Source organism: Roseobacter sp. YIN89 (assembly GCF_057219365.1).
Genome location: NZ_JBXVVD010000002.1, coordinates 297,583 through 316,346 on the forward strand (window position 1 = coordinate 297,583; position 18,764 = coordinate 316,346).

The following is an 18,764-nucleotide window of genomic DNA, read 5'->3' on the forward strand; positions in this document are numbered from 1 at the left end:
AGCTATGCCGCCCTCGCCAAAGCGTCAACGGCTATGTTGGCAAAGGCGCGAAAAATACCATGCGGCGCGCTAATTTCAGCAAGGTTTTTTGCCGCACCGCTGGTATCGTTCCGATATTCACCCCCGTAAAGACATGCATCGTGTTCAGTTCACTGTCGATCACGGCATGATCGCTGGTCCACCCCCCCAAACCCAGATACGTCCGTAACAGCCCGGGCAACTGACCGAGTGCTTCGGGCACGCTCCAGTCTTTCGGAGCAACATCAGACAGTCGCACCGCCGCAGTTGTGCCATGCACCGACGGGCCGCGGGATTTCGACACACCGTGACGCTGCGCCAGATAGGCAAAACCAGCGGCGTATTTTTCCGGATCGGTGCCTGAAAAGGACGTGCACCCGAAAAGAAAGCGCGTGCGTGACGCCACAACTTCGCGCGCAATGATGCCAAGCGCGAACCGGAGCACATCTGGATGCAAAGTGGCGTCGCGCACGCAAAAACGGCCTATTTCAAGCGCGCCGATCCCGGCGTCCATCAGGCCGTTCAGCGCATAGAACTGAGCGGCGTAACTCTGGCCCAGACCCGCGCCTTGGTACGGCGCAATGCGCAGGCAGCCCAGCAGTGTCTTTGTTGCAGCCTCTTCGATCAGAACATGTTTCGATGCGGCATCAAATCGTGTGTCATCGCTCGAACCAGAGACACCGAAAAGCTCCGCCCGCAAGGCTTGGGCACGCCTGATATGAGACGGGTCGCGTGTAATCCGCGCCAAATAGGGCCCAAGTTGGTAGCCAACTTCAGACGCGGTGCCTGCCCGTAGCATCGCCGCACCCTTCATTTTACCTTACGGACTGGAAGGTCCAAATGGTGAGAAGCCACCGACGTTGCCAAACAGTTGCTGGAAGAACGACTTATTCGCAACGCTCGAATCGGTTACCCGACGTGACAACTGAACCACCTGCCCCCGCTCGAGACCAAAAGTTTCGATGTTCTGTACAACGCCAGAATTATCGAAACTTACCGCGACAACATCACGTTCGACCACCTCCGGCTCAAACATCGCAAAGCTGCGGACGCGACTGCGCACGAAGTACAGTGCATCTTCCTCCAACACAGATGACGCCCCGCCAGAACCCAGCGTCTCTTCGACACTGGCGCGGGTGTCGATGCCAACCGCGATCTGATCAAGGTCTTCTTGAGGGGGAACATATCCGTAGTTTCTGTAGGTGGCTGAGCACGCCGAGACGATCAAGCTCAGGGCAAGCGCAGAGGCAATACGCGTACAAGAGGCGAAGCGAAACCATCGCTCTGACGTGTAACCCATATCTTGACCTCTTGCCCTTTAACACCTTGGCTTCTATCTCGCTTACACCATCCTCATGGTTTGGTTCAAGAAACGAAAGTACGAACGTGATGCGAGATGCACCTTCAATATCGGCCCTGCGCGTATCGGGCCTGCCCCAACGGGGCCAGACGGCTTTCAATATCCGGCCAGAAAGCAATGATCTCACCCAGATCGCGCAAAAGCTTGATTTGCTGGCGCTGCGCAAACTTTCTTTCGAGGGCACTGTTTCGGCCTCTGGATCGGCGGATTGGCAGCTAAAAGGCAAGCTTGGCGCAACAGTTGTGCAACCCTGCGCAGTGACGCTTGAGCCGGTGACGACCCGAATCGATGTGCCCGTTTCGCGCCTATACGTGCAAAATTACGTCGAACCTGAGACCCCCGAGATCGAAATGCCCGACGATGAAACAGTCGAAGCGCTGACAGCATGGATCGACCCAAGCGCTGTCATGCTCGAAGCGCTCGATCTGGCGTTGCCGATGTATCCACGGTCCGACGGCGCGGAACTTGGTATGGTGAGCGTCAGTGAACCGGGGGTTAAGCCGATGACTGACGAGGATGCCAAGCCATTCGCTGGGCTCGCCGCTCTGAAAGCCAAGTTAAAGGAAGATTCGTCGGACGACGACACCTCTAACTAAGCAGATCCAAAGCTGTCTGAGCGCTGCTATCCCCGGCAAGGTCGAGAACACTCAGGCTTGCTTGGTATTGCAGCGCCGTTTCACTGGCTGTTTCCACCGCTTCATCCACCGTGGGGTTATCCTGCATAGCATCCGCCGCTTCGTCGGTTTCTGGTACCGTTTCGGGTGGCGTGGCAACTCCATCAATCGGGTCCGCTAGTGGTACATCGTCTTCTGGCGGCGTGATCTGAGCGGCAAAAACACTTGCAGGGTCGGCCCCTTTCGCGATTTGCGAGGCGGCAAGCCCTTGCGCATTCGAGGGAAGCTCGACGCCAGCGCTGCGCGCCGCCGCAACCGCTTGCTTTGCCATATGCCCGACGGACTGCCCGCTTTTCCCCGGACGTAAAGGTTCTGGCGCCGGTGCCTGCGATACCGGCGCGGGCGGGACCGCCACGCTTGTCACTGGTGATATATCCATAATGCTCTCCTTCCACTTGGATGAAGGAATAACCGCAAGAAGTTAGGATTCGGTGAGCGCGCACCCTCCGCAATCTTCGGCCCGCAAAAACCGCTTGCACTATTGGGCAATCGCAGTATTTTGCGCCGCTCCTGCAAATAGGGTTGGACAAGTGCCGGTCATGGGCCTAAACGCACGTCAGACCCGTTTTCGGGACACGATATTCAGAAACTCGGCCATGCGGTGCGCCATAGCGCACATGTACGGCCCCGAACCGCAAAAGGCCTGAACCAATGGCTGTTCAACAGAACAAAGTCTCCAAGTCGCGCCGTAATAATCGTCGCGCACATGATTCTCTCGAAGCGGCGAATCCGAACGAGTGCACAAACTGTGGCGAACTGAAACGCCCACACCACGTATGTGCGTCTTGCGGCCACTACGACGACAAAGAAGTGGTGGCGCTCACAGAAGAGATTGATCTGGAAGACGACGCAGCCTAAACCTGTCCCTTAACGAATAAGGGCAACACGGTTTCGGGGGCAGTCTCTAATGACGGCGCAGACCGATCAGGCAGGGCGTATCATCATCTCTGTAGATGTGATGGGCGGGGACAATGGCCCCGCCGCTGTCGTTGCGGGCTGTGACGTATCCGCTCAGAAAAACCCGAACATCCACTACATTCTGCACGGGCCAGAAGCAGAAATCGCCTCTTTGGTCGCCCGTCGCAAGAACCTGACCGGTCGCTGCGAAATCCGCGATGCGCAAAGCGTCGTGACGATGGATGACAAACCAAGTCACATCGTGCGCAATGGCAAGGACACTTCAATGTGGTCCGCAATCGAAGCTGTGCGCGACGGAGCAGCCTCGGTGGCTGTCTCCTGCGGCAATACCGGCGCGTTGATGGCGCTGTCCATGATACGGCTGCGCAAGCTGCCCGGAGTGAACCGGCCGGCGATTGCAGTTCTTTATCCCTCCTCTAATCCGCAAGGTTTTAACGTCTTGCTGGATGTCGGCGCAGACATTCGGGCTGATGCAGACGATTTGTTGCGGTTTGCCCTGATGGGCATGTCCTACGCCCGCAACGGTCTGGGGCTAAAGACGCCCCGTGTTGGCCTGCTAAACGTCGGGACGGAAGAGCACAAAGGCCGCACTGAACTGAAAGAGGCGCACGAGTTAATCCGGCCGCAGGCAGAGCCTGCAGGGTTCGACTATATCGGGTTCGTCGAAGGCGGTGATATCTCGGGCAACATTTGCGATGTCATCGTAACCGACGGGTTCACCGGCAATGTCGCCATCAAAACCGGAGAAGGCACGGCAAGCCTTATTGGCGACCGCCTGCGCGAGGCCTTCCGATTTACCCCACTTTCTCGTCTTGCATCGCTGCTGGCCTACCCGTCGCTGCGCCGCCTGAAGAAAAAGATAGACCCCCGCCGCGTAAACGGCGGCGTGTTTCTGGGGCTGAACGGAACTGTCGTAAAATCCCACGGCTCTGCCGATGCAACCGGGGTATCGTCGGCGATCAAACTCGCCGCCGAACTGGCGCATATCCAATTTACTGACAAGCTGGCGGCACGGGTCGCTTCAATCCCCGCCGAGGAGACTTCCCAATGACGCTGCGTGCCGTGGTCAAAGGTGTTGGCCATTACCTGCCTGAACGGGTGGTTCCCAACGCTGAATTCGAAAAGACGCTGGACACAAACGACGAATGGATTCGCGCCCGGTCGGGCATCGAGCGGCGCCACTTTGCCGCCGAGGGTGAGACGACCTCCTCCATGGCCGCGGCCGCGGCGCGCGCAGCGTTGAAGGATGCCGGACTGTCAGCGCAGGATGTGGATGCGATTATCGTTGCCACATCAACGGCGGACCTGACGTTTCCCTCAGCGGCAACGATGGTTCAGGCAGAACTGGGCATGACTAACGGCTTTGCTTTTGACGTGCAGGCCGTCTGCGCTGGTTTTGTCTTTGCGCTCAGCAACGCCAATGCTCTGATACTGTCGGGTCAGGCGAGCACAGTTCTCGTCATTGGTGCCGAGACGTTCAGCCGGATCATGGACTGGACAGACCGATCGACCTGCGTGCTCTTTGGGGATGGTGCCGGCGCGCTGGTTTTGCATGCAGAGACCGGCACAGGTACTCCAGACGATCGCGGCATTCTGGCCACAGACCTCAACTCCGACGGACGCCACAAAGATCTGCTTTACGTCGACGGCGGCGTATCGACGGGCACCACCGGCTATCTGCGCATGCAAGGCAATCAGGTATTCCGCCACGCCGTAGAAAAGCTCGCCGCAACTGCCTCTGCAGCACTGGATCGCGCAGGGGTTGGCCATGAGGCTGTTGACTGGGTCGTGCCGCACCAAGCAAACATTCGGATTATCCAAGGCACGGCCAAAAAACTGGGCGTGCCGATGGAGAACGTGGTCGTAACGGTACAGGATCACGGCAATACATCAGCGGCATCGATTCCCCTTGCACTGTCTGTCGGGCGGGAACGCGGGCAGATAAAACAGGGCGATCTGATCGTAACAGAGGCCATCGGCGGCGGTTTGGCATGGGGAGCCGTCGTTCTACGCTGGTAATTTCAGGTTATTTCCGCTGAAACAGCCATCGCCAAGCCATTGATATTGACTCGGAAAATACGTGCGACCTATTGTCGTGCAAAACTCAGGGGGTGGATATGGCTGACAAAACGCTGACACGTATGGATTTGAGCGAAGCAGTTTTCCGCGAGGTGGGACTGTCTCGTAACGAAAGCGCACAGCTTGTTGAATCCGTACTTGAGCACCTTTCCGATGCGCTGGTACGCGGAGAACAGGTGAAAATTTCGTCGTTCGGCACCTTCTCGGTACGTGACAAGACGGCACGCGTGGGACGCAATCCGAAAACGGGTGAGGAAGTGCCCATCAACCCTAGACGTGTTTTGACCTTCCGCCCTTCTCACCTGATGAAAGACCGCGTCGCTGAGGGCAACAAGTCCTGATCTGATGGCCAAGTCACCCGACGCTTTTCGCACAATCTCGGAAGTCGCGGACTGGCTTGGCGTCCAGGCGCATGTTTTGCGTTTCTGGGAAAGCAAGTTCACGCAGGTAAAACCGATCAAGCGCGCAGGCGGCCGGCGCTATTACCGCCCTTCGGACATGCTTTTGCTCGGCGGTTTGAAAAAGCTGCTCCATGAAGACGGGCTGACGATCAAAGGCGCACAGAAACTGTTGCGTGAAAAAGGTGTGGCGCATGTGGCCGACCTGTCGCAACCGCTAGACGACCTGACTATCGCGGTCATTGAAGGGGCCGCCGCAGAAGTCACGGATCAGCAAGCGGATATCGCGAGCGAACCACTTCAAACGGAACAACCACAAGCCGCAGAGTCGGGTGTCGCGGCGGATGACGATCCCGAAATCGACGATGTTGCAGAACCTGTGGAACAGGCGGTTGAAGAGGCGCCGGTCGCTGACGAGGCGCCTGAAGAACTTGAGCGGGTACCCGACCCCGAGTTTGCTGACCAGGAGCCACAAGAACCGGCTGAAGCTGCGGCGCTCGACGATCTGGAACCCGTAGCCTCTATCGAACCGGAGGATGCCGCACGTGCGCCGGAACCATCAGGGGAACACCCGGTATCGGAAGAAACCGAAGCATCAGAGCAAGCAGAAACCGTCGTTGAGGCCGCCGAAGAGACAGAAGCTCCGATGATGCCCAGCTTTCGCGCACGTGCCCGCAGCGATGAGCTTCAGGAGCCTGTTGATGCACCGTCAGAGCAGGAAAGCGATACCGCGGACACACCTGCGCAGGCAGCAGGTAGCGACGAGGACGCAGCGCCGTTTGAGGTCACCCCGCCAAAGGCGGCGGAAACTCCAGCACCGAAACCGCGTATCATTGACGTCGGGCCCTTGCCCGATCTTGCTGACTTTCCCGCTGAGCCATCGGCGCTCTCTGCCTTGGCAGGAGTGGCGGCGCTGTCATCGGCTCAAGCTGACGAGATACGGCCGCTTTTGGCCCGGTTAACCCGCCTGCGCGCGAGTATGGCCAACCCACGAAAAGACGTCGGCAAAGACTGAACCGATGACAATTCTCTCTTGCCCCTGCCCTCAGATCGGGTATGAAACGCCTGAAGTCGGGCTATGGCGCAGCCTGGTAGCGCGTCCGTCTGGGGGACGGAAGGTCGCAGGTTCGAGTCCTGCTAGCCCGACCAGAACGACTGATATGCAAAAAACCCGTGCGCCCTGCGCGCGGGTTTTTGTATATAAAGGAGAGCGATCATGAACGGCGTGCTGCCGAACCAGACCATCGCTGAGATGATCTCAAAAAACCAGATTGCTGCCACACGCAGGATTTCTGATGCGCAGATTCAGCCTGCCAGCCTTGATCTACGCCTCGGGACGGTAGCTTACCGTGTTAGGGCCTCTTTTCTCGCCGGCCAGAACACCCGCGTCATGGAGCGTCTCGAAGAGTTCGAAATGCACCGCGTCGATCTCAGCGAAGGGGCCGTATTGGAAAAAGGCTGCGTCTACGTTGTACCACTGATGGAATCCCTGGCCCTGCCAGAAGACGTTCAGGCAGTGGCAAATGCCAAAAGCTCAACAGGACGGCTTGATCTGCTGACACGCACAATCACAGACGGTGGCGCCGAGTTCGACCGTATCGCACCCGGCTACCATGGTCCGCTGTTTGCAGAAATCTGCCCGAGATCCTTTTCCGTACTGGTAAGGCCCGGCATGCGGTTGAATCAAATCCGGTTCCGAAAAGGCCACGCACAGTTGACCGATGGCGATTTGCGCGCGTTGCATGCGCAGACACCACTTGTCGACGGAGAGGCCGTGATCGACGACGGCTTGGGGTTCTCCGTTGATTTACGCCTCAAGGACACGACACTGGTGGGCTACAGAGCCAAACCCCACACGGGTATCGTTGACCTTGACAATATCGGCCACTACGCGGCTGCTGACTATTGGGAAGAGGTTCATAGCGAAAACGGCCAGATCATTCTGGATCCAGGTGCGTTTTATATTCTTGTCAGCCGCGAGGCCGTAACAATCCCACCAGCATATGCTGCGGAAATGGCCCCGTATCTCGCGATGGTTGGCGAATTTCGCGTGCACTATGCTGGCTTTTTCGATCCCGGTTTCGGGCATGCGTCAGCAGGAGGAGTGGGGTCACGGGGCGTACTAGAGGTACGCTGCCACGAAGCGCCGTTCGTTCTGGAGCATGGTCAAGTCGTCGGCCGATTGGTCTATGAATCCATGACCGAGCCACCAACGCAGCTTTACGGCGCGGGCATCGCTTCGAACTATCAGGGTCAGGGGCTCAAACTAAGCAAGCATTTTTGCATGCCTGCATAACCGCGCTGACAGGCCGGGCATGTTTGTAGCGGTGCGATTTCTCGGACAACCGCGACTGATACAGCCTGTTGCAGCAACCCTCGCGCAACCGCTGGTCTGAACTGCGCGCACTCAACATGTAAAGGGTTGTATCCGCCGCTTTCTCGTCTGCCACCCGCATTTTCAGCCTCAACTTTCGGATGTAGTAGCCCGTTAGACTGGCGGGTCTGCATCACAAAGTTTTCCGCAGCCATCGTTCCCGACGCATACCATGGTAGATTGAGGATCAGTTAACGCTAGAAAAGTTTCTGCTCAGACGCCAGAGCCTGAGAACAGGCTGCTGTCTTTCCGGCAACGCGTCTTGGGTCGCCAAAAAATGCGCACTCCTACGCCGGCCAAGTAAAACGTGTACCGATACATCAATTTACGTGACGGATCAGGCGACGTCAGAACAACATCGCACAACTTGGCAAAGCAGAGCGTAAACCGCTCGCCTCTTTACCTTTACAAACGCGTCATACGGCGCATCATTTTGGCTGACTGGCGCGTGCGTGCCTGCGCTTTGCGGTCTTGTGGCGCGGTTTTGCTTTGCCCCGCTGACGTGGCGCTATTTATGCCTGCACGTATGCCGCGGTTCACCACCTGACGTACGACTTGTCGCACGACCATATTCAAAAGCCTGTTCATGTTCACGGGATTGTTCCCTTTTTGATTGCTGCCAATGCGCAGCACAACAGGGAATTGTGTCAAAATTCGGGACGAGCAGTCAGTCCTCGAAGAGTTCGCTTTGACCTTCCGCGCTTTCTTCATCCTCATCAGCATCTGATGTCAGGTCGAGTGCACCGGGCGGTGGACGATTTTCCAAAAGTCCGGCGGCGCGGAGTTCTTTCAACCCAGGTAGATCGCGCGCATTTTCCAGCCCGAAATGATCCAGAAATTCTGAGGTGACAACAAAGGTAACGGGCCGTCCCGGGGTCATCTTGCGCCGACCAAAGCGAATCCATTCCATCTCCAACAACTGATCTACTGTGCCGCGCGATACCGAGACACCGCGAATTTCCTCGATTTCGGCCCGTGTCACCGGTTGATGATAGGCTATGATGGCCAGTGTCTCGATGGCGGCACGGCTTAGCTTGCGCGTCTCGACCGTTTCGCGCTGCATCAGAAACCCAAGATCGGGGGCCGTCCGCATGGCCCAGGCATCACCGATCTTGGACAGGTTCACCCCACGCCCCTCGTAACGTTTGCGCAGGTGCACAAGCGCCTCTGCCGGATCGGAGCCATGTGGCATCCGGGATGCAAGTTCCTTTACGCTGACAGGTTCCGCCGTTGCAAATAATATGGCCTCGACCATGCGCTCCTGTTCGCCCATGGGCGGCGCTTCGAACAGACTTTGTTCCGTTTCGTCTTCTTGCGTTTCCACGCTGTGGTCGTCGGTTTGATCGCTCACGGGTGGCGGTCCTTCTTGCGCAGCTGAATTGGCGCGAATGTTTGCGACTGGCGTATTTCGAGATGCCCTTCCTTAACAAGCTCTAGCGAGGCTGCAAAGGTCGCTGCGGTCGCTGAACGCCGGCGCTGCGGGTCCATTTCCCAGCCTTCTGGCAAGTAACTGGAAATGTCCGTCCACTCGCCCGCGTAACCGATCAACCCGCGCATACGGTCCAACGCCTGTTCCATAGTAAACACCGCATCCCGGTCCATGACGAACGGGCGAAACTCGTCGCGGGTCCGAATTCGTGCATAGCCCTGCATTAGGTCCAGCAAGGTTGCCGTGTATTTGACCACACGCGTGCGGGTCACCTCATGCGTCTGACCGCGCGCAAAGAAATCCCGCCCAAGACGATCACGCCCCATGAGCCGTGCTGCAGCATCACGCATGGCTTGTAACCGTTCCAACTGAAATGCGAGATGGGCGGCCAATTCCTCGCCGCTGGGCCCATCCTCTGCCGGATCGGGTGGCAGCAGCAAACGCGACTTGAGAAAAGCAAGCCACGCTGCCATGACAAGGTAATCTGCCGCCAGTTCCAGTCGCAAAGCCTTGGCGCGTTCGACAAATGCGAGATATTGATGCGCGAGCGCGAGCACAGAGATCTTGCGCAGATCTACCTTTTGCGTGCGGCTCAGGGTCAGCAGCACATCAAGCGGGCCTTCAAAACCATCGACATCGACAATCAGTGCCTCGGCGGCCAGCCGGTCAGCAACCGACATCGTGTCTTCTTCGAATGGGATTTCAGCCATGAACCGCGCCGCTTGCTACGCTCCGGACAGGAGCGCCTCAAGCTGGGCTTGCACAGCCGGAATGTCAATATCATCAGGTACCTTGCGCGCCGACAATGCCCGTTCTGCGCGGGTCTGCGCCACATCTGTCATCCGGCCCGAAGCATCGGCGACCTCTCGCCGGGCATCCAGTGATCCGTTGCAGTGGAGGATCACGTCACACCCGGCGTCCAGAGCGCTGCGGCTGATGTCGGTCAGCGACCCGCTGAGTGCTTTCATTGAAATGTCATCGGTCATGATCAGGTTATCGAAACCGATCTCGCTGCGAATGATCTCCATCACGTGCGACGACAGGGTTGCTGGCCGCGTGTCCAACGCGTCGTAGACCAGGTGAGCCGTCATACCCATCGGCAAATCGTTAAGCGCTCTGAACGGTGCGAAGTCATGCGCCTTTAGATCGTCAGAAGAAGCAGACACAACCGGTAGATCAAAATGACTGTCCATTGTGGCGCGACCATGTCCCGGCATGTGTTTAACGACCGGCAGCACACCTCCGTCCAGCATACCGTTTGCTGCTGCCCGGCCCAATGCCGCCACGCGTTTCGGGTCGTCGCCATAACATCGGTTGCGCAGGAAATCGTGTGTCTTCGGGCCGGCGACGTCGACCATCGGGGCACAGTTGCTGTCAATGCCAAGCGCATACAGTTCTGCGGCGATCAGCCTGTACCTGAGATACATTGCCTGCTCGGCCCGAGCGCCAGCCGCAGAAACGAAATCAAGGGGCGGCAGCCATTCTTTCCAGGTCGGCCCGCGCAGGCGTTGGACACGCCCGCCCTCCTGATCCACGGTAATCGGCGCGTGCCTGCCAACACAGTCGCGCATCTCGTCGCACAGGGCCCGCACCTGATCGGGCGACGCAATGTTGCGCGCAAAAAGGATAAAACCGAATGGGTCAGCTTCGCGGAAGAACCGCTTTTCATCTGCAGACAGGCGCAGCCCGTCCGCGTCCAGAATAGTGGCGCCAAAATTACGCACGCCGCTATTTCGACAGAACCGGAATGCAGTCGACACCCTCTGCCTTGAAGGCAGAGCAGAAGCGACGTGCATCCCCAAGGTCGACGAACCCCATGGCTCTCAAACGGTAGAATGTGCGCCCGCCGGACTGCGCCTGCTCGATCACACGCGACTTGCCCTCGAGGTAGTCGCCGAACCCGCCTTTCAAACGTGTCCACTCCTTGCGGGCGACCTCTGCACTATCAAAGGCCCCAAGCTGTGCCAAACGGGTACCTGCGGGGATTTTAGCAGGATCGATTTCCTGCGCCTCAGGCGCGGGAGAATAGGACGCCGGCTGTACTGTGGCGGCGATGTCGCTGGGTCGCAGCCGTGGGCGCATCGACTTTTGCAACCCGGATGTATCCAAAGCAACGGCAGCGGGCGTCGGCTCCAAATCAGCGCTTTCAGCGTCTGCAACTGCTGCTGTCACCTGAGCCGATGCGTCAGTCTCGGCATTGACCGCCTTGACTGATTTGGCGCCCGGCACAGCAACGAGGGGTTCGACCCCGGCTGTCAACTCTGCAACAACCGCATCAATCTCACCCTGCTCCAGCATAGCTGCAAGCTCGGATCTGGGTTCAGTCGCTTGCGGCTCTTTTTCCTGTGGCGCGTCAAAAGCCTGCGTTGCAGAGGGCAAGGGCGATGGTTGAATAACCGCCGGTGCGGCCACCGGCTGATCCTCGTCCGCCAACTCGGAGCTACGCGGCGCAAGCGTGACCTGATCGACCGGTCCGGCCGCCACACCGTCAGCAGCGATTGCATTCACCGCAAGGCCCTGATGCCGAGCAAGCTGCCCTCCCGGCTCTTCCGGTCGCACCCGCATTTCACCAGAAGCCGCGCGCACCACAGGCACGCCACTGACGTCACGTACCATGAGCTTGTAGCCCCAGACGCCAACCCCTGCGATCAACGCCAGCGAAACGGCGGCACCTGCCAGGTTCGTCATAAACGTCAGAGAGTTTGTTGGAGCCGCCTGTTGCGGCGCTTGCTGGGCGGACTCGCGCCCGTAAGCTCCCATGCCATGGGAGAATTCCACATCTGCCATCTTTGCCTCACTGCCCAAGAGGTACATTGCCCCGCGGGTCTGTTCCGGTATCACTGCTCAGGCACAGATTGCGGTTATTTTACCGCATTTCCTGCGCCGGTGTGACACCCAGAATACCAAGACCCGCCGCTATTACAACGCTCAAGGCACGGGCGAGCGCGATTTTCGATTGTGTGACTTTTGGGTCATCCTGCACAAATCGCAACTCCGGAACTTCATTGCCACGGTTCCATAGCGCATGGAACGTGCCCGCAAGCTCGTAGAGATAAAAAGCCACGCGGTGCGGTTCATTTGTGCGCGCCGCCGTTTCGACAAGCCGCGGCCATTCAGCGATCTTGGCGGCAAGCCCCAACTCTGCCTCGTGGTTCAGGATCGACAGATCCGCAGTGGATAGTGTCGCATCATCAACGGCGATCCCTGCCTCTGCCGCTTTGCGCAACACCGATGCAACCCGCGCATGAGCGTATTGCACATAAAACACAGGGTTTTCCCTGCTCTGCTCCAACACCTTGTCAAAGTCAAAATCCAGCATCGCATCGTTCTTGCGTGTCAGCATGACAAAGCGGGTCACATCCGGTCCGACCTGATCCACGACATCGCGCAGGGTGACGAACGTCCCCGCCCTCTTGGACATTTTGAAAGGCTCGCCGTTCTTGAACAGCTTCACCAATTGGGTCAGCTTGATGTCGAGGGTCACGCGCCCCCCTGAAAGCGCGGAAACAGCAGCTTTCATCCGTTTGACATAGCCGCCGTGATCCGCACCGAACACGTCGATCAGAGCATCAAAACCGCGGTCGACCTTGTCGTAATGGTACGCGATATCAGGTGCAAAGTAGGTCCAGCTGCCATCTGACTTTTTCACTGGGCGGTCGACGTCGTCACCGTGTTCAGTCGATTTGAACAACGTCTGTTCGCGCGGTTCCCAATCATCCGGCTTTTTGCCTTTGGGTGGCTCAAGAACGCCCTCGTAAATCAGCCCCTTGCCTTTCAGGTTCTCAATCGCCGCTTCGATCCGGCCAGTCCCGTAAAGCGATTTCTCGGAATAAAAGACGTCCATCCGAACCCCCAAGGCTCTCAAATCGGCTCGGATCAGATCCATCATCGCATCGGTGGCGAAATTCCGAACGTCTTCAAGCCAGACCTCTTCAGGCTGACCAACGTAGGCATCGCCTTTTTCTGCCTTCAGCTTTTCGCCCACAGGGATCAGGTAGTCTCCGGGATAAGTGCCGTCGGCAAAGGCGACCTCTTGTCCATGCGCTTCGAGATATCGCAAGTAAACCGATCGAGCGAGCACATCTACCTGCGCCCCACCATCATTGATGTAGTACTCGCGCGTGACATCGAACCCGGCAAAATCCAACAATGAGGCCAGTGCGTCGCCAAAAACGGCCCCGCGCGTGTGACCTACATGCAGCGGCCCCGTCGGGTTGGCCGAGACATATTCCACGTTTACCTTTTTGCCCGCCCCCAGGCTCGCACGGCCAAAGTCAGTCCCGCTTTCCAGAACGGACCCAACGACCTTGTGCCATGCGTCCGCCGAGAGACGCAGGTTCAGAAAGCCAGGGCCGGCTACATCAGCCTGCGTGATCCGTGGATCATCCAGCAGGTGTGCGGCAAGTGCTTGTGCGATATCACGCGGCTTTTGACCCGACGGCTTGGCCAAAACCATCGCAGCATTTGTCGCCATATCACCGTGTGCCGCATCGCGCGGTGGTTCTACCGTCACATTGGTAAAATCCAATCCGGCCGGCAGCGCGCCTGCCGCGACCATCTGGTCAAGGCACGACAGCACAAGTTCACGAATATCTGCAAAAAGGTTCATCAGGGCGATCCCACTCCAAGGCACGCGCGGTTTATCATGCTGCAAGGCCGGGTCAAGAACAGCCTTTGCTCAGGACCGCTTTGGTCAGGCACCCACAAGCCGTGCATGTTCCTGCAGCGCAAATCGGTCAGTCATTCCCGCAATATAATCCGACACGATCCGGGCAAGTTCCGTCTCAGAACGAACCTCTTCCACGTCCTTGCGCCATTGCTTGGGCAATTGGTCGGGATGAGTCATGAAGTAGGGAAAAAGATCATGCACGACGCGCGTCACCTCCTTGCGCATTTCGACAACCGCCGGCGCACGATACATCCGCTGAAACAGAAAAGCCCGGATGACCTTGAGATCGGCGAACACATCATCTGAAAAGCGGATAATTGTGCGGTTCGCGGCACGTATGTCATCGACGGTCTGCGGCTGCAAATCAGCTAGCCGGGCCTGTGCAAAGTGAATGACATCTTCCACCAGAACACCGAAAAACCGGCGCAATGCCTCGTGGCGGCGACGATAATAGTTCAGGCCGGGGTATCTTTGATCGACCTCGGCAAAACACTCGCGAAGGATCGGCAATTCGGCCAGTTCATCCGTCGAAAAGAGTTCTGCTCGTAAGCCGTCATGCAGATCATGATGGTTGTAGGCAACATCATCCGCGATCGCGGCAACCTGCGCTTCGGCACTGGCATAAGAATGAAGCTCCAGATCGTGACTGTCGCAATACGCCGCCAATGCCCATGGAATTTCGCCGATAACCGGCCCGTTATGTTTGGCCAGACCTTCCAGTGTTTCCCACGTCAGGTTCAATCCATCGAAATCAGCGTAATGCCGCTCCAGATGCGTCACGATACGGATCGCTTGCGCATTATGGTCAAACCCACCGTGCGGTTGCATCAACTCTGCCAACGCGTCTTCGCCCGTATGCCCGAAAGGCGTGTGCCCAAGGTCATGCGCCAGCGCAACCGCTTCGGTCAGTTCCTGATTCAAGCCGAGCGCGCCAGAGATTGTCCGCGCCACCTGTGCGACCTCGATGGAATGAGTCAGCCGCGTGCGGTAATAATCACCCTCGTGTTCGATAAAGACCTGCGTCTTGTGCTTCAGGCGTCGAAACGCACTGGCGTGGATTATCCTGTCCCGGTCGCGCTGGAAACACGACCGAAAAGTGCTTTCCTCTTCCCGAACACGCCGTCCCCTGGCGCGCGTCGGGTCAGAGGCGAATTGAGATGTCATCGCCCGGGTCCTTGTCGCCTGTTCTTGCACGTCATATATTCGAACCGAGAGCGTAATGAAACCTTGCACCGGAGCACCAAGATGCAACTCCCTCCCAAAGTCACCACTCGCGCATTCGAGCGTCTTGCTGAAATCGGTGCGGCCGGCGATGGCAAAGCGTTGCGTGTGGCAGTAGAGGGCGGCGGCTGTTCCGGGTTTCAGTACGAAATCGACCTTGATGAGCCGCGCGATGACGATCTTGTTCTTGAGGGCGGCGGAGAAAAGGTCGTGGTAGACGCAGTGTCTTTGCCGTTTCTGGCGGAAGCCGTGATAGACTTTACCGAAGAATTGATCGGTGCGCGGTTCGTGATCAATAACCCGAACGCGACAAGCTCTTGCGGTTGCGGCACTTCTTTTTCGATCTAACTACTTTAAGATTTGCAGATAGAAATTTGATTATCATAGGTTTTTGGCGCGCGAAAAACGTTCAAAAAACGCCTGAAATTGGGCCGACGACTGTGCGGCGCCTTCCAGAATATGTTGCTGATCGCTACCAAGTTCAGCTTCCAGAACAGCACGCATCTGTCGCCAATCTGCACTGCGCGCGGCACCCAGGTTGAACATCAGTTGTGACATTTCTCTGAGTGGCCCACGCCGTGCCTGAGTGCGCCGTATTTCGATCCCGCCCCGACATGGCGTCCCTGTGAAAGAAGGCAACCCAGCAATGTCAGCCCACCAACTGCCCACAAGATATTCGTGGTATGAGTCTCCTCCACCAAAATCAGCACAGGGCAGCAAAGAAAAATGGTGAATTTCGGCGGCCAGCCAGTCTTCCCATATTTCGCTAGGCTGCTGACCGGAAAATCGCAGAGCAACGCAGACTTCTGCAAGCAAATCAATGTCTTGGTCGAGGTATGCCATCAACGCAGCAAACTCGAGGCTTACAATGGCTGCTTTCGATAGACAGGGGTCCTGTGTGCCGTAATTCGATAGGTAAAAAACGATATGCGTCAGTTCATAAGCAGCTTTTTTATTCGGCAGAGCAAAAGTGGACGAATGGCAGATGAAAGCCCGCAGTCGCTCTTCGAGTGCTTTGCTGGGCTGAACAGCGTCCCTGCGCGCCAGCAGTCTTTCCGCCTCGGCACGCTGCAGGTCCGACAACTCGCAGGCAGGTAATTGGGCATCCGCCGCCCATTTGCACAGTGCCGCCCCCTTGTGACCGGGCATGCCAAGGTCTTCCAGATCCAGACATATTGACAGTAAAAAGCGATAGTATTGCGGGAAGAACCTCAGTTTTTCTTCAATGTCATCGTAAAATTTGGAAAATGTCTGCAAAGCCTGCGGTGTCAAGTCAGCGTCGCATGTCGCCAAAATGCTGAGCAACTCCGCATTTTCCTTCAGCCAGTAGACGTCATCGCTGGCACGCCTGTGACAGGCGAAATTCTCCACCAAGATCGCCTGCCGCTGTGCCAGCGACGGACGGCGCGGTGCTCCGATTGAAACGACGTTTGACATGGGCAGACCTCATAATCGAGCGGTAGAAGATAACCCGGTCGCACGGCACAAGCGTGCGACCGGATCGCAGGCTCACATGCTGGTGGTAAACAAGCCTGTCGCGTCTCCGGCATGAGTATCGCGCCCCCCTACCATGCTGGTTGTATAAAGCCCTGTCCCAAGGCCGGTGTTCAGTGTTTCTGGGGCCATCGAGGTGGTGAACAGTTCTGTGCCAGCACCGAGCATCATATCTTGCGACGACGGCGCCATCGAGGTTGTGAAAAGACCAGTGGCCTCCCCGGCGTGCAGGTCTGCTGCTGGCATGTCAACAATTGCGTCTGACGCGTGTGCAAATTTCACATTGGTCATCATCGTATATCCCTTTCGAATGATTGTGTGTCGCCCTTTAACGCTTGCTCGCATAAGCAGAGTTGAAAAGATTTTTTCTCGTTTACCTATTATTAACCTGCACTTATCCACAGGCCGCACAGAAGCATCTGCGCTGTGAAACCGAGGAGAAAAACGCCCGGTAACACTGGTTAAAAAATTTTTGTCCACAGAGGATAACTCTGTGGATATTAATCTTTGGCCGCGGTGACAGGTTAATTGGTTAATGAGAATCACAGTCGCCAGCCGGCTGTCGGGCCTTGCCCCCGACGCTGCAGTGGGCGATGAATGCCTCAGAAGACACAAAAGGCAGGTCTATGAAAATCGCGACGTTCAATATCAACGGGATCAAGGCTCGTATCGAGGCATTGCCTGCGTGGCTGGACACAGCGAAACCTGACGTCGCTTTGCTGCAGGAAATCAAATCCGTTGATGAAGGCTTTCCCAGCGAAATCTTTGAAGAGCGCGGGTACAACGTCGCCACGCATGGTCAAAAGAGCTTTAACGGTGTGGCCATCCTGTCGAAATATCCTCTCGAGGATGTAATGCGCGGCCTTCCAGGCGACGCCGACGACGAACAGGCCAGATACATTGAAGCAACCGTCATGGGCGAGACGTCCGCAATCCGCTTGTGCGGCCTCTACTTGCCCAACGGGAACCCTGCACCCGGCCCTAAGTACGACTATAAGCTGGCGTGGATGGAACGCCTGCAACAGCGGGCCAAAATGTTACTTGCCGAAGAAACGCCCTTTGTCATGGCAGGAGATTACAACATCATTCCGCAAGCCGAGGACGCCGCAAAACCGGACAGTTGGCGCGATGACGCTTTGTTCCGGCTTGAAAGCCGCACGGCTTTCAGACGGCTTCTCAATCTTGGACTGACCGAAGCTTTCCGCGCGCGCGTGCAGGGTCCGGGGCACTACAGCTTTTGGGATTATCAAGCAGGCGCGTGGAACCGGAATAATGGAATTCGGATCGATCACTTGTTGCTGAGCCCTCAGGCAGCAGATCTGTTGATCGACTGTCAGATCGATAAAGAAGTCCGTGGCGGGCACAAGCCGTCAGACCACGTTCCGGTCTGGATTGATCTCGCGGCATAAGGCGCCCGGCCCACACGGCCTATCGCCACCACGGAATACATGTAACACGACGTGTTTTCAGAGGGCGGGAAGAAGTTCACTTTATCTCAATGCCTTACGCGCTCAACCGCCCGAGATCGGCAAAGCTTTGCGCATCAGGAATCGTCCACGGAACATCTCGCGACAGCCCTGCGTTGATCCATCGATCCCTCCGACGGGGGGTGTAACTGAACTGATGGAGAAAACAATGAAACGCCTTACACTGACAACAGCCGCCGTCCTCTTCGCCACATCCGCGCTGGCGAGCAACGTTCAATCGGTAGAGGTTGAAGCAGATTTGACGGCGGTAGAAAACACCGAGGCGGCATCGGTCTGGAGAGACCTGAGCTCGGACCTCGAAACCGAAATCGCAGAGCGTCTCGTGTCCAAGATTGGCGAAGATGGCGCGAGCATCGAGATCGAAATTGACTCTGTCGAGTTGGCAAACAGCCTGAGCCAAGCCATGGGCGTGGCAGACAGCAAGCTGGTGGGTGATGTCGAGATTGACGCGCCCGGCCTCTTCAACAAGGTTGACTACACATTGACCGTGAGTGGTGAACAAGCCGTGGCCTACTATCCGGATGGCACACAAGTGGCCGATCTGACGGTCGGCAGCGAGGTGTACTATAACGCTATGTTAGACGCGTTTGCGGACAACGTTGTGTCCAAGCTGGACGATTGATAGCCATTATAGCGAATGATT

At 57.2% G+C, this 18,764-nt stretch carries 22 protein-coding genes and 1 tRNA gene; 11 read left to right on the top strand and 12 right to left on the bottom strand.

Translation table 11 applies throughout. The annotated features are described in order from the left end of the window. Window positions 1-31: 31 nt before the first annotated feature. Both AC2D8V_RS07610 and AC2D8V_RS07615 read right to left on the bottom strand, forming a co-directional pair. Window positions 32-832 carry a GNAT family N-acetyltransferase gene (locus AC2D8V_RS07610; protein ID WP_484732932.1) on the bottom strand — a complete coding sequence of 267 codons (801 nt, stop codon included), beginning with the start codon at window positions 830-832 and terminating at the stop codon, window positions 32-34. Window positions 833-838: 6 nt separating this feature from the next. Beyond that, entirely contained in the window at window positions 839-1,318 is a 480-nt protein-coding gene (locus AC2D8V_RS07615; RefSeq protein WP_484732933.1) for an outer membrane protein assembly factor BamE, read from the bottom strand. An 89-nt stretch (window positions 1,319-1,407) separates the two neighbouring features. Between AC2D8V_RS07615 and AC2D8V_RS07620 the strand changes: the two genes are divergently transcribed. Then, complete coding sequence (locus tag AC2D8V_RS07620; RefSeq protein ID WP_484732934.1) at window positions 1,408-1,974, top strand: YceD family protein; 567 nt, start codon at window positions 1,408-1,410, stop codon at window positions 1,972-1,974. Here the strand turns inward: AC2D8V_RS07620 and AC2D8V_RS07625 are convergent. Further along, complete coding sequence (locus AC2D8V_RS07625) at window positions 1,967-2,431, bottom strand: hypothetical protein (RefSeq protein WP_484732935.1); 465 nt, start codon at window positions 2,429-2,431, stop codon at window positions 1,967-1,969. The genes AC2D8V_RS07620 and AC2D8V_RS07625 overlap by 8 nt on opposite strands. Before the next feature lie 272 nt (window positions 2,432-2,703). On the opposite strand from AC2D8V_RS07625, the gene rpmF reads away from it, so the two are divergent. The 7 genes from rpmF to AC2D8V_RS07660 all read left to right on the top strand — a co-directional run bounded on the left by rpmF (window position 2,704) and on the right by AC2D8V_RS07660 (window position 7,743). Further along, window positions 2,704-2,910: a 50S ribosomal protein L32 gene (gene rpmF / locus AC2D8V_RS07630; RefSeq protein ID WP_484732936.1), complete on the top strand. Its 207-nt coding sequence runs from the start codon at window positions 2,704-2,706 to the stop codon at window positions 2,908-2,910. A 49-nt stretch (window positions 2,911-2,959) separates the two neighbouring features. Then, a complete protein-coding gene (gene plsX, locus AC2D8V_RS07635; protein ID WP_484732937.1) occupies window positions 2,960-4,021 on the top strand; it encodes a phosphate acyltransferase PlsX in 1,062 nt (353 codons plus the stop codon). Further along, a complete protein-coding gene (locus tag AC2D8V_RS07640; protein WP_484732938.1) occupies window positions 4,018-4,989 on the top strand; it encodes a beta-ketoacyl-ACP synthase III in 972 nt (323 codons plus the stop codon). Before plsX ends, AC2D8V_RS07640 begins: the two co-directional genes overlap by 4 nt. A gap of 98 nt (window positions 4,990-5,087) precedes the next feature. Beyond that, on the top strand, window positions 5,088-5,390 hold the full coding sequence (ihfA, locus tag AC2D8V_RS07645) for an integration host factor subunit alpha (RefSeq protein WP_484732939.1): 303 nt from the start codon (window positions 5,088-5,090) through the stop codon (window positions 5,388-5,390). Window positions 5,391-5,394: 4 nt separating this feature from the next. After that, complete coding sequence (locus AC2D8V_RS07650) at window positions 5,395-6,462, top strand: MerR family transcriptional regulator (protein WP_484732940.1); 1,068 nt, start codon at window positions 5,395-5,397, stop codon at window positions 6,460-6,462. Window positions 6,463-6,519: 57 nt separating this feature from the next. Continuing rightward, a tRNA-Pro gene (locus tag AC2D8V_RS07655) sits at window positions 6,520-6,596 on the top strand. Window positions 6,597-6,663: 67 nt separating this feature from the next. After that, a complete protein-coding gene (locus AC2D8V_RS07660) occupies window positions 6,664-7,743 on the top strand; it encodes a 2'-deoxycytidine 5'-triphosphate deaminase (RefSeq protein WP_484732941.1) in 1,080 nt (359 codons plus the stop codon). 483 nt (window positions 7,744-8,226) lie between these two features. On the opposite strand, the gene AC2D8V_RS07665 is transcribed toward AC2D8V_RS07660, so the two are convergent. The 7 genes from AC2D8V_RS07665 to AC2D8V_RS07695 form a co-directional block, all read right to left on the bottom strand. Further along, on the bottom strand, window positions 8,227-8,409 hold the full coding sequence (locus tag AC2D8V_RS07665) for a hypothetical protein (RefSeq protein WP_484732942.1): 183 nt from the start codon (window positions 8,407-8,409) through the stop codon (window positions 8,227-8,229). Between the two features lie 79 nt (window positions 8,410-8,488). Then, window positions 8,489-9,094 (bottom strand): SMC-Scp complex subunit ScpB, encoded by a 606-nt coding sequence (gene scpB / locus AC2D8V_RS07670; RefSeq protein WP_484733874.1) that lies wholly within the window; start codon window positions 9,092-9,094, stop codon window positions 8,489-8,491. Between the two features lie 74 nt (window positions 9,095-9,168). Further along, a complete protein-coding gene (locus AC2D8V_RS07675) occupies window positions 9,169-9,960 on the bottom strand; it encodes a segregation and condensation protein A (RefSeq protein WP_484732943.1) in 792 nt (263 codons plus the stop codon). A gap of 15 nt (window positions 9,961-9,975) precedes the next feature. Continuing rightward, entirely contained in the window at window positions 9,976-10,974 is a 999-nt protein-coding gene (gene nagZ / locus AC2D8V_RS07680; RefSeq protein ID WP_484732944.1) for a beta-N-acetylhexosaminidase, read from the bottom strand. 4 nt (window positions 10,975-10,978) lie between these two features. Continuing rightward, window positions 10,979-12,037 (bottom strand): SPOR domain-containing protein, encoded by a 1,059-nt coding sequence (locus tag AC2D8V_RS07685; RefSeq protein ID WP_484732945.1) that lies wholly within the window; start codon window positions 12,035-12,037, stop codon window positions 10,979-10,981. A gap of 79 nt (window positions 12,038-12,116) precedes the next feature. Further along, window positions 12,117-13,859 carry an arginine--tRNA ligase gene (argS, locus tag AC2D8V_RS07690; protein ID WP_484732946.1) on the bottom strand — a complete coding sequence of 581 codons (1,743 nt, stop codon included), beginning with the start codon at window positions 13,857-13,859 and terminating at the stop codon, window positions 12,117-12,119. Window positions 13,860-13,943: 84 nt separating this feature from the next. After that, window positions 13,944-15,083 carry a deoxyguanosinetriphosphate triphosphohydrolase gene (locus AC2D8V_RS07695; protein ID WP_484732947.1) on the bottom strand — a complete coding sequence of 380 codons (1,140 nt, stop codon included), beginning with the start codon at window positions 15,081-15,083 and terminating at the stop codon, window positions 13,944-13,946. Between the two features lie 81 nt (window positions 15,084-15,164). Between AC2D8V_RS07695 and AC2D8V_RS07700 the strand changes: the two genes are divergently transcribed. Next, the gene (locus AC2D8V_RS07700; protein ID WP_484732948.1) at window positions 15,165-15,488 is read left to right on the top strand and encodes a HesB/IscA family protein; all 324 of its coding nucleotides are present in this window, start codon (window positions 15,165-15,167) and stop codon (window positions 15,486-15,488) included. A 33-nt stretch (window positions 15,489-15,521) separates the two neighbouring features. Here the strand turns inward: AC2D8V_RS07700 and AC2D8V_RS07705 are convergent, their stop codons facing one another. Both AC2D8V_RS07705 and AC2D8V_RS07710 read right to left on the bottom strand, forming a co-directional pair. Beyond that, window positions 15,522-16,577, bottom strand: a complete 1,056-nt coding sequence (locus tag AC2D8V_RS07705; RefSeq protein ID WP_484732949.1) for a DUF6902 family protein — start codon at window positions 16,575-16,577, stop codon at window positions 15,522-15,524. A gap of 72 nt (window positions 16,578-16,649) precedes the next feature. Continuing rightward, window positions 16,650-16,925 carry a hypothetical protein gene (locus AC2D8V_RS07710; RefSeq protein ID WP_484732950.1) on the bottom strand — a complete coding sequence of 92 codons (276 nt, stop codon included), beginning with the start codon at window positions 16,923-16,925 and terminating at the stop codon, window positions 16,650-16,652. A 335-nt stretch (window positions 16,926-17,260) separates the two neighbouring features. Between AC2D8V_RS07710 and xth the strand changes: the two genes are divergently transcribed. Continuing rightward, a complete protein-coding gene (gene xth / locus AC2D8V_RS07715) occupies window positions 17,261-18,043 on the top strand; it encodes an exodeoxyribonuclease III (RefSeq protein ID WP_484732951.1) in 783 nt (260 codons plus the stop codon). A 226-nt stretch (window positions 18,044-18,269) separates the two neighbouring features. After that, the gene (locus tag AC2D8V_RS07720) at window positions 18,270-18,743 is read left to right on the top strand and encodes a hypothetical protein (protein ID WP_484732952.1); all 474 of its coding nucleotides are present in this window, start codon (window positions 18,270-18,272) and stop codon (window positions 18,741-18,743) included. Window positions 18,744-18,764: the final 21 nt, after the last annotated feature.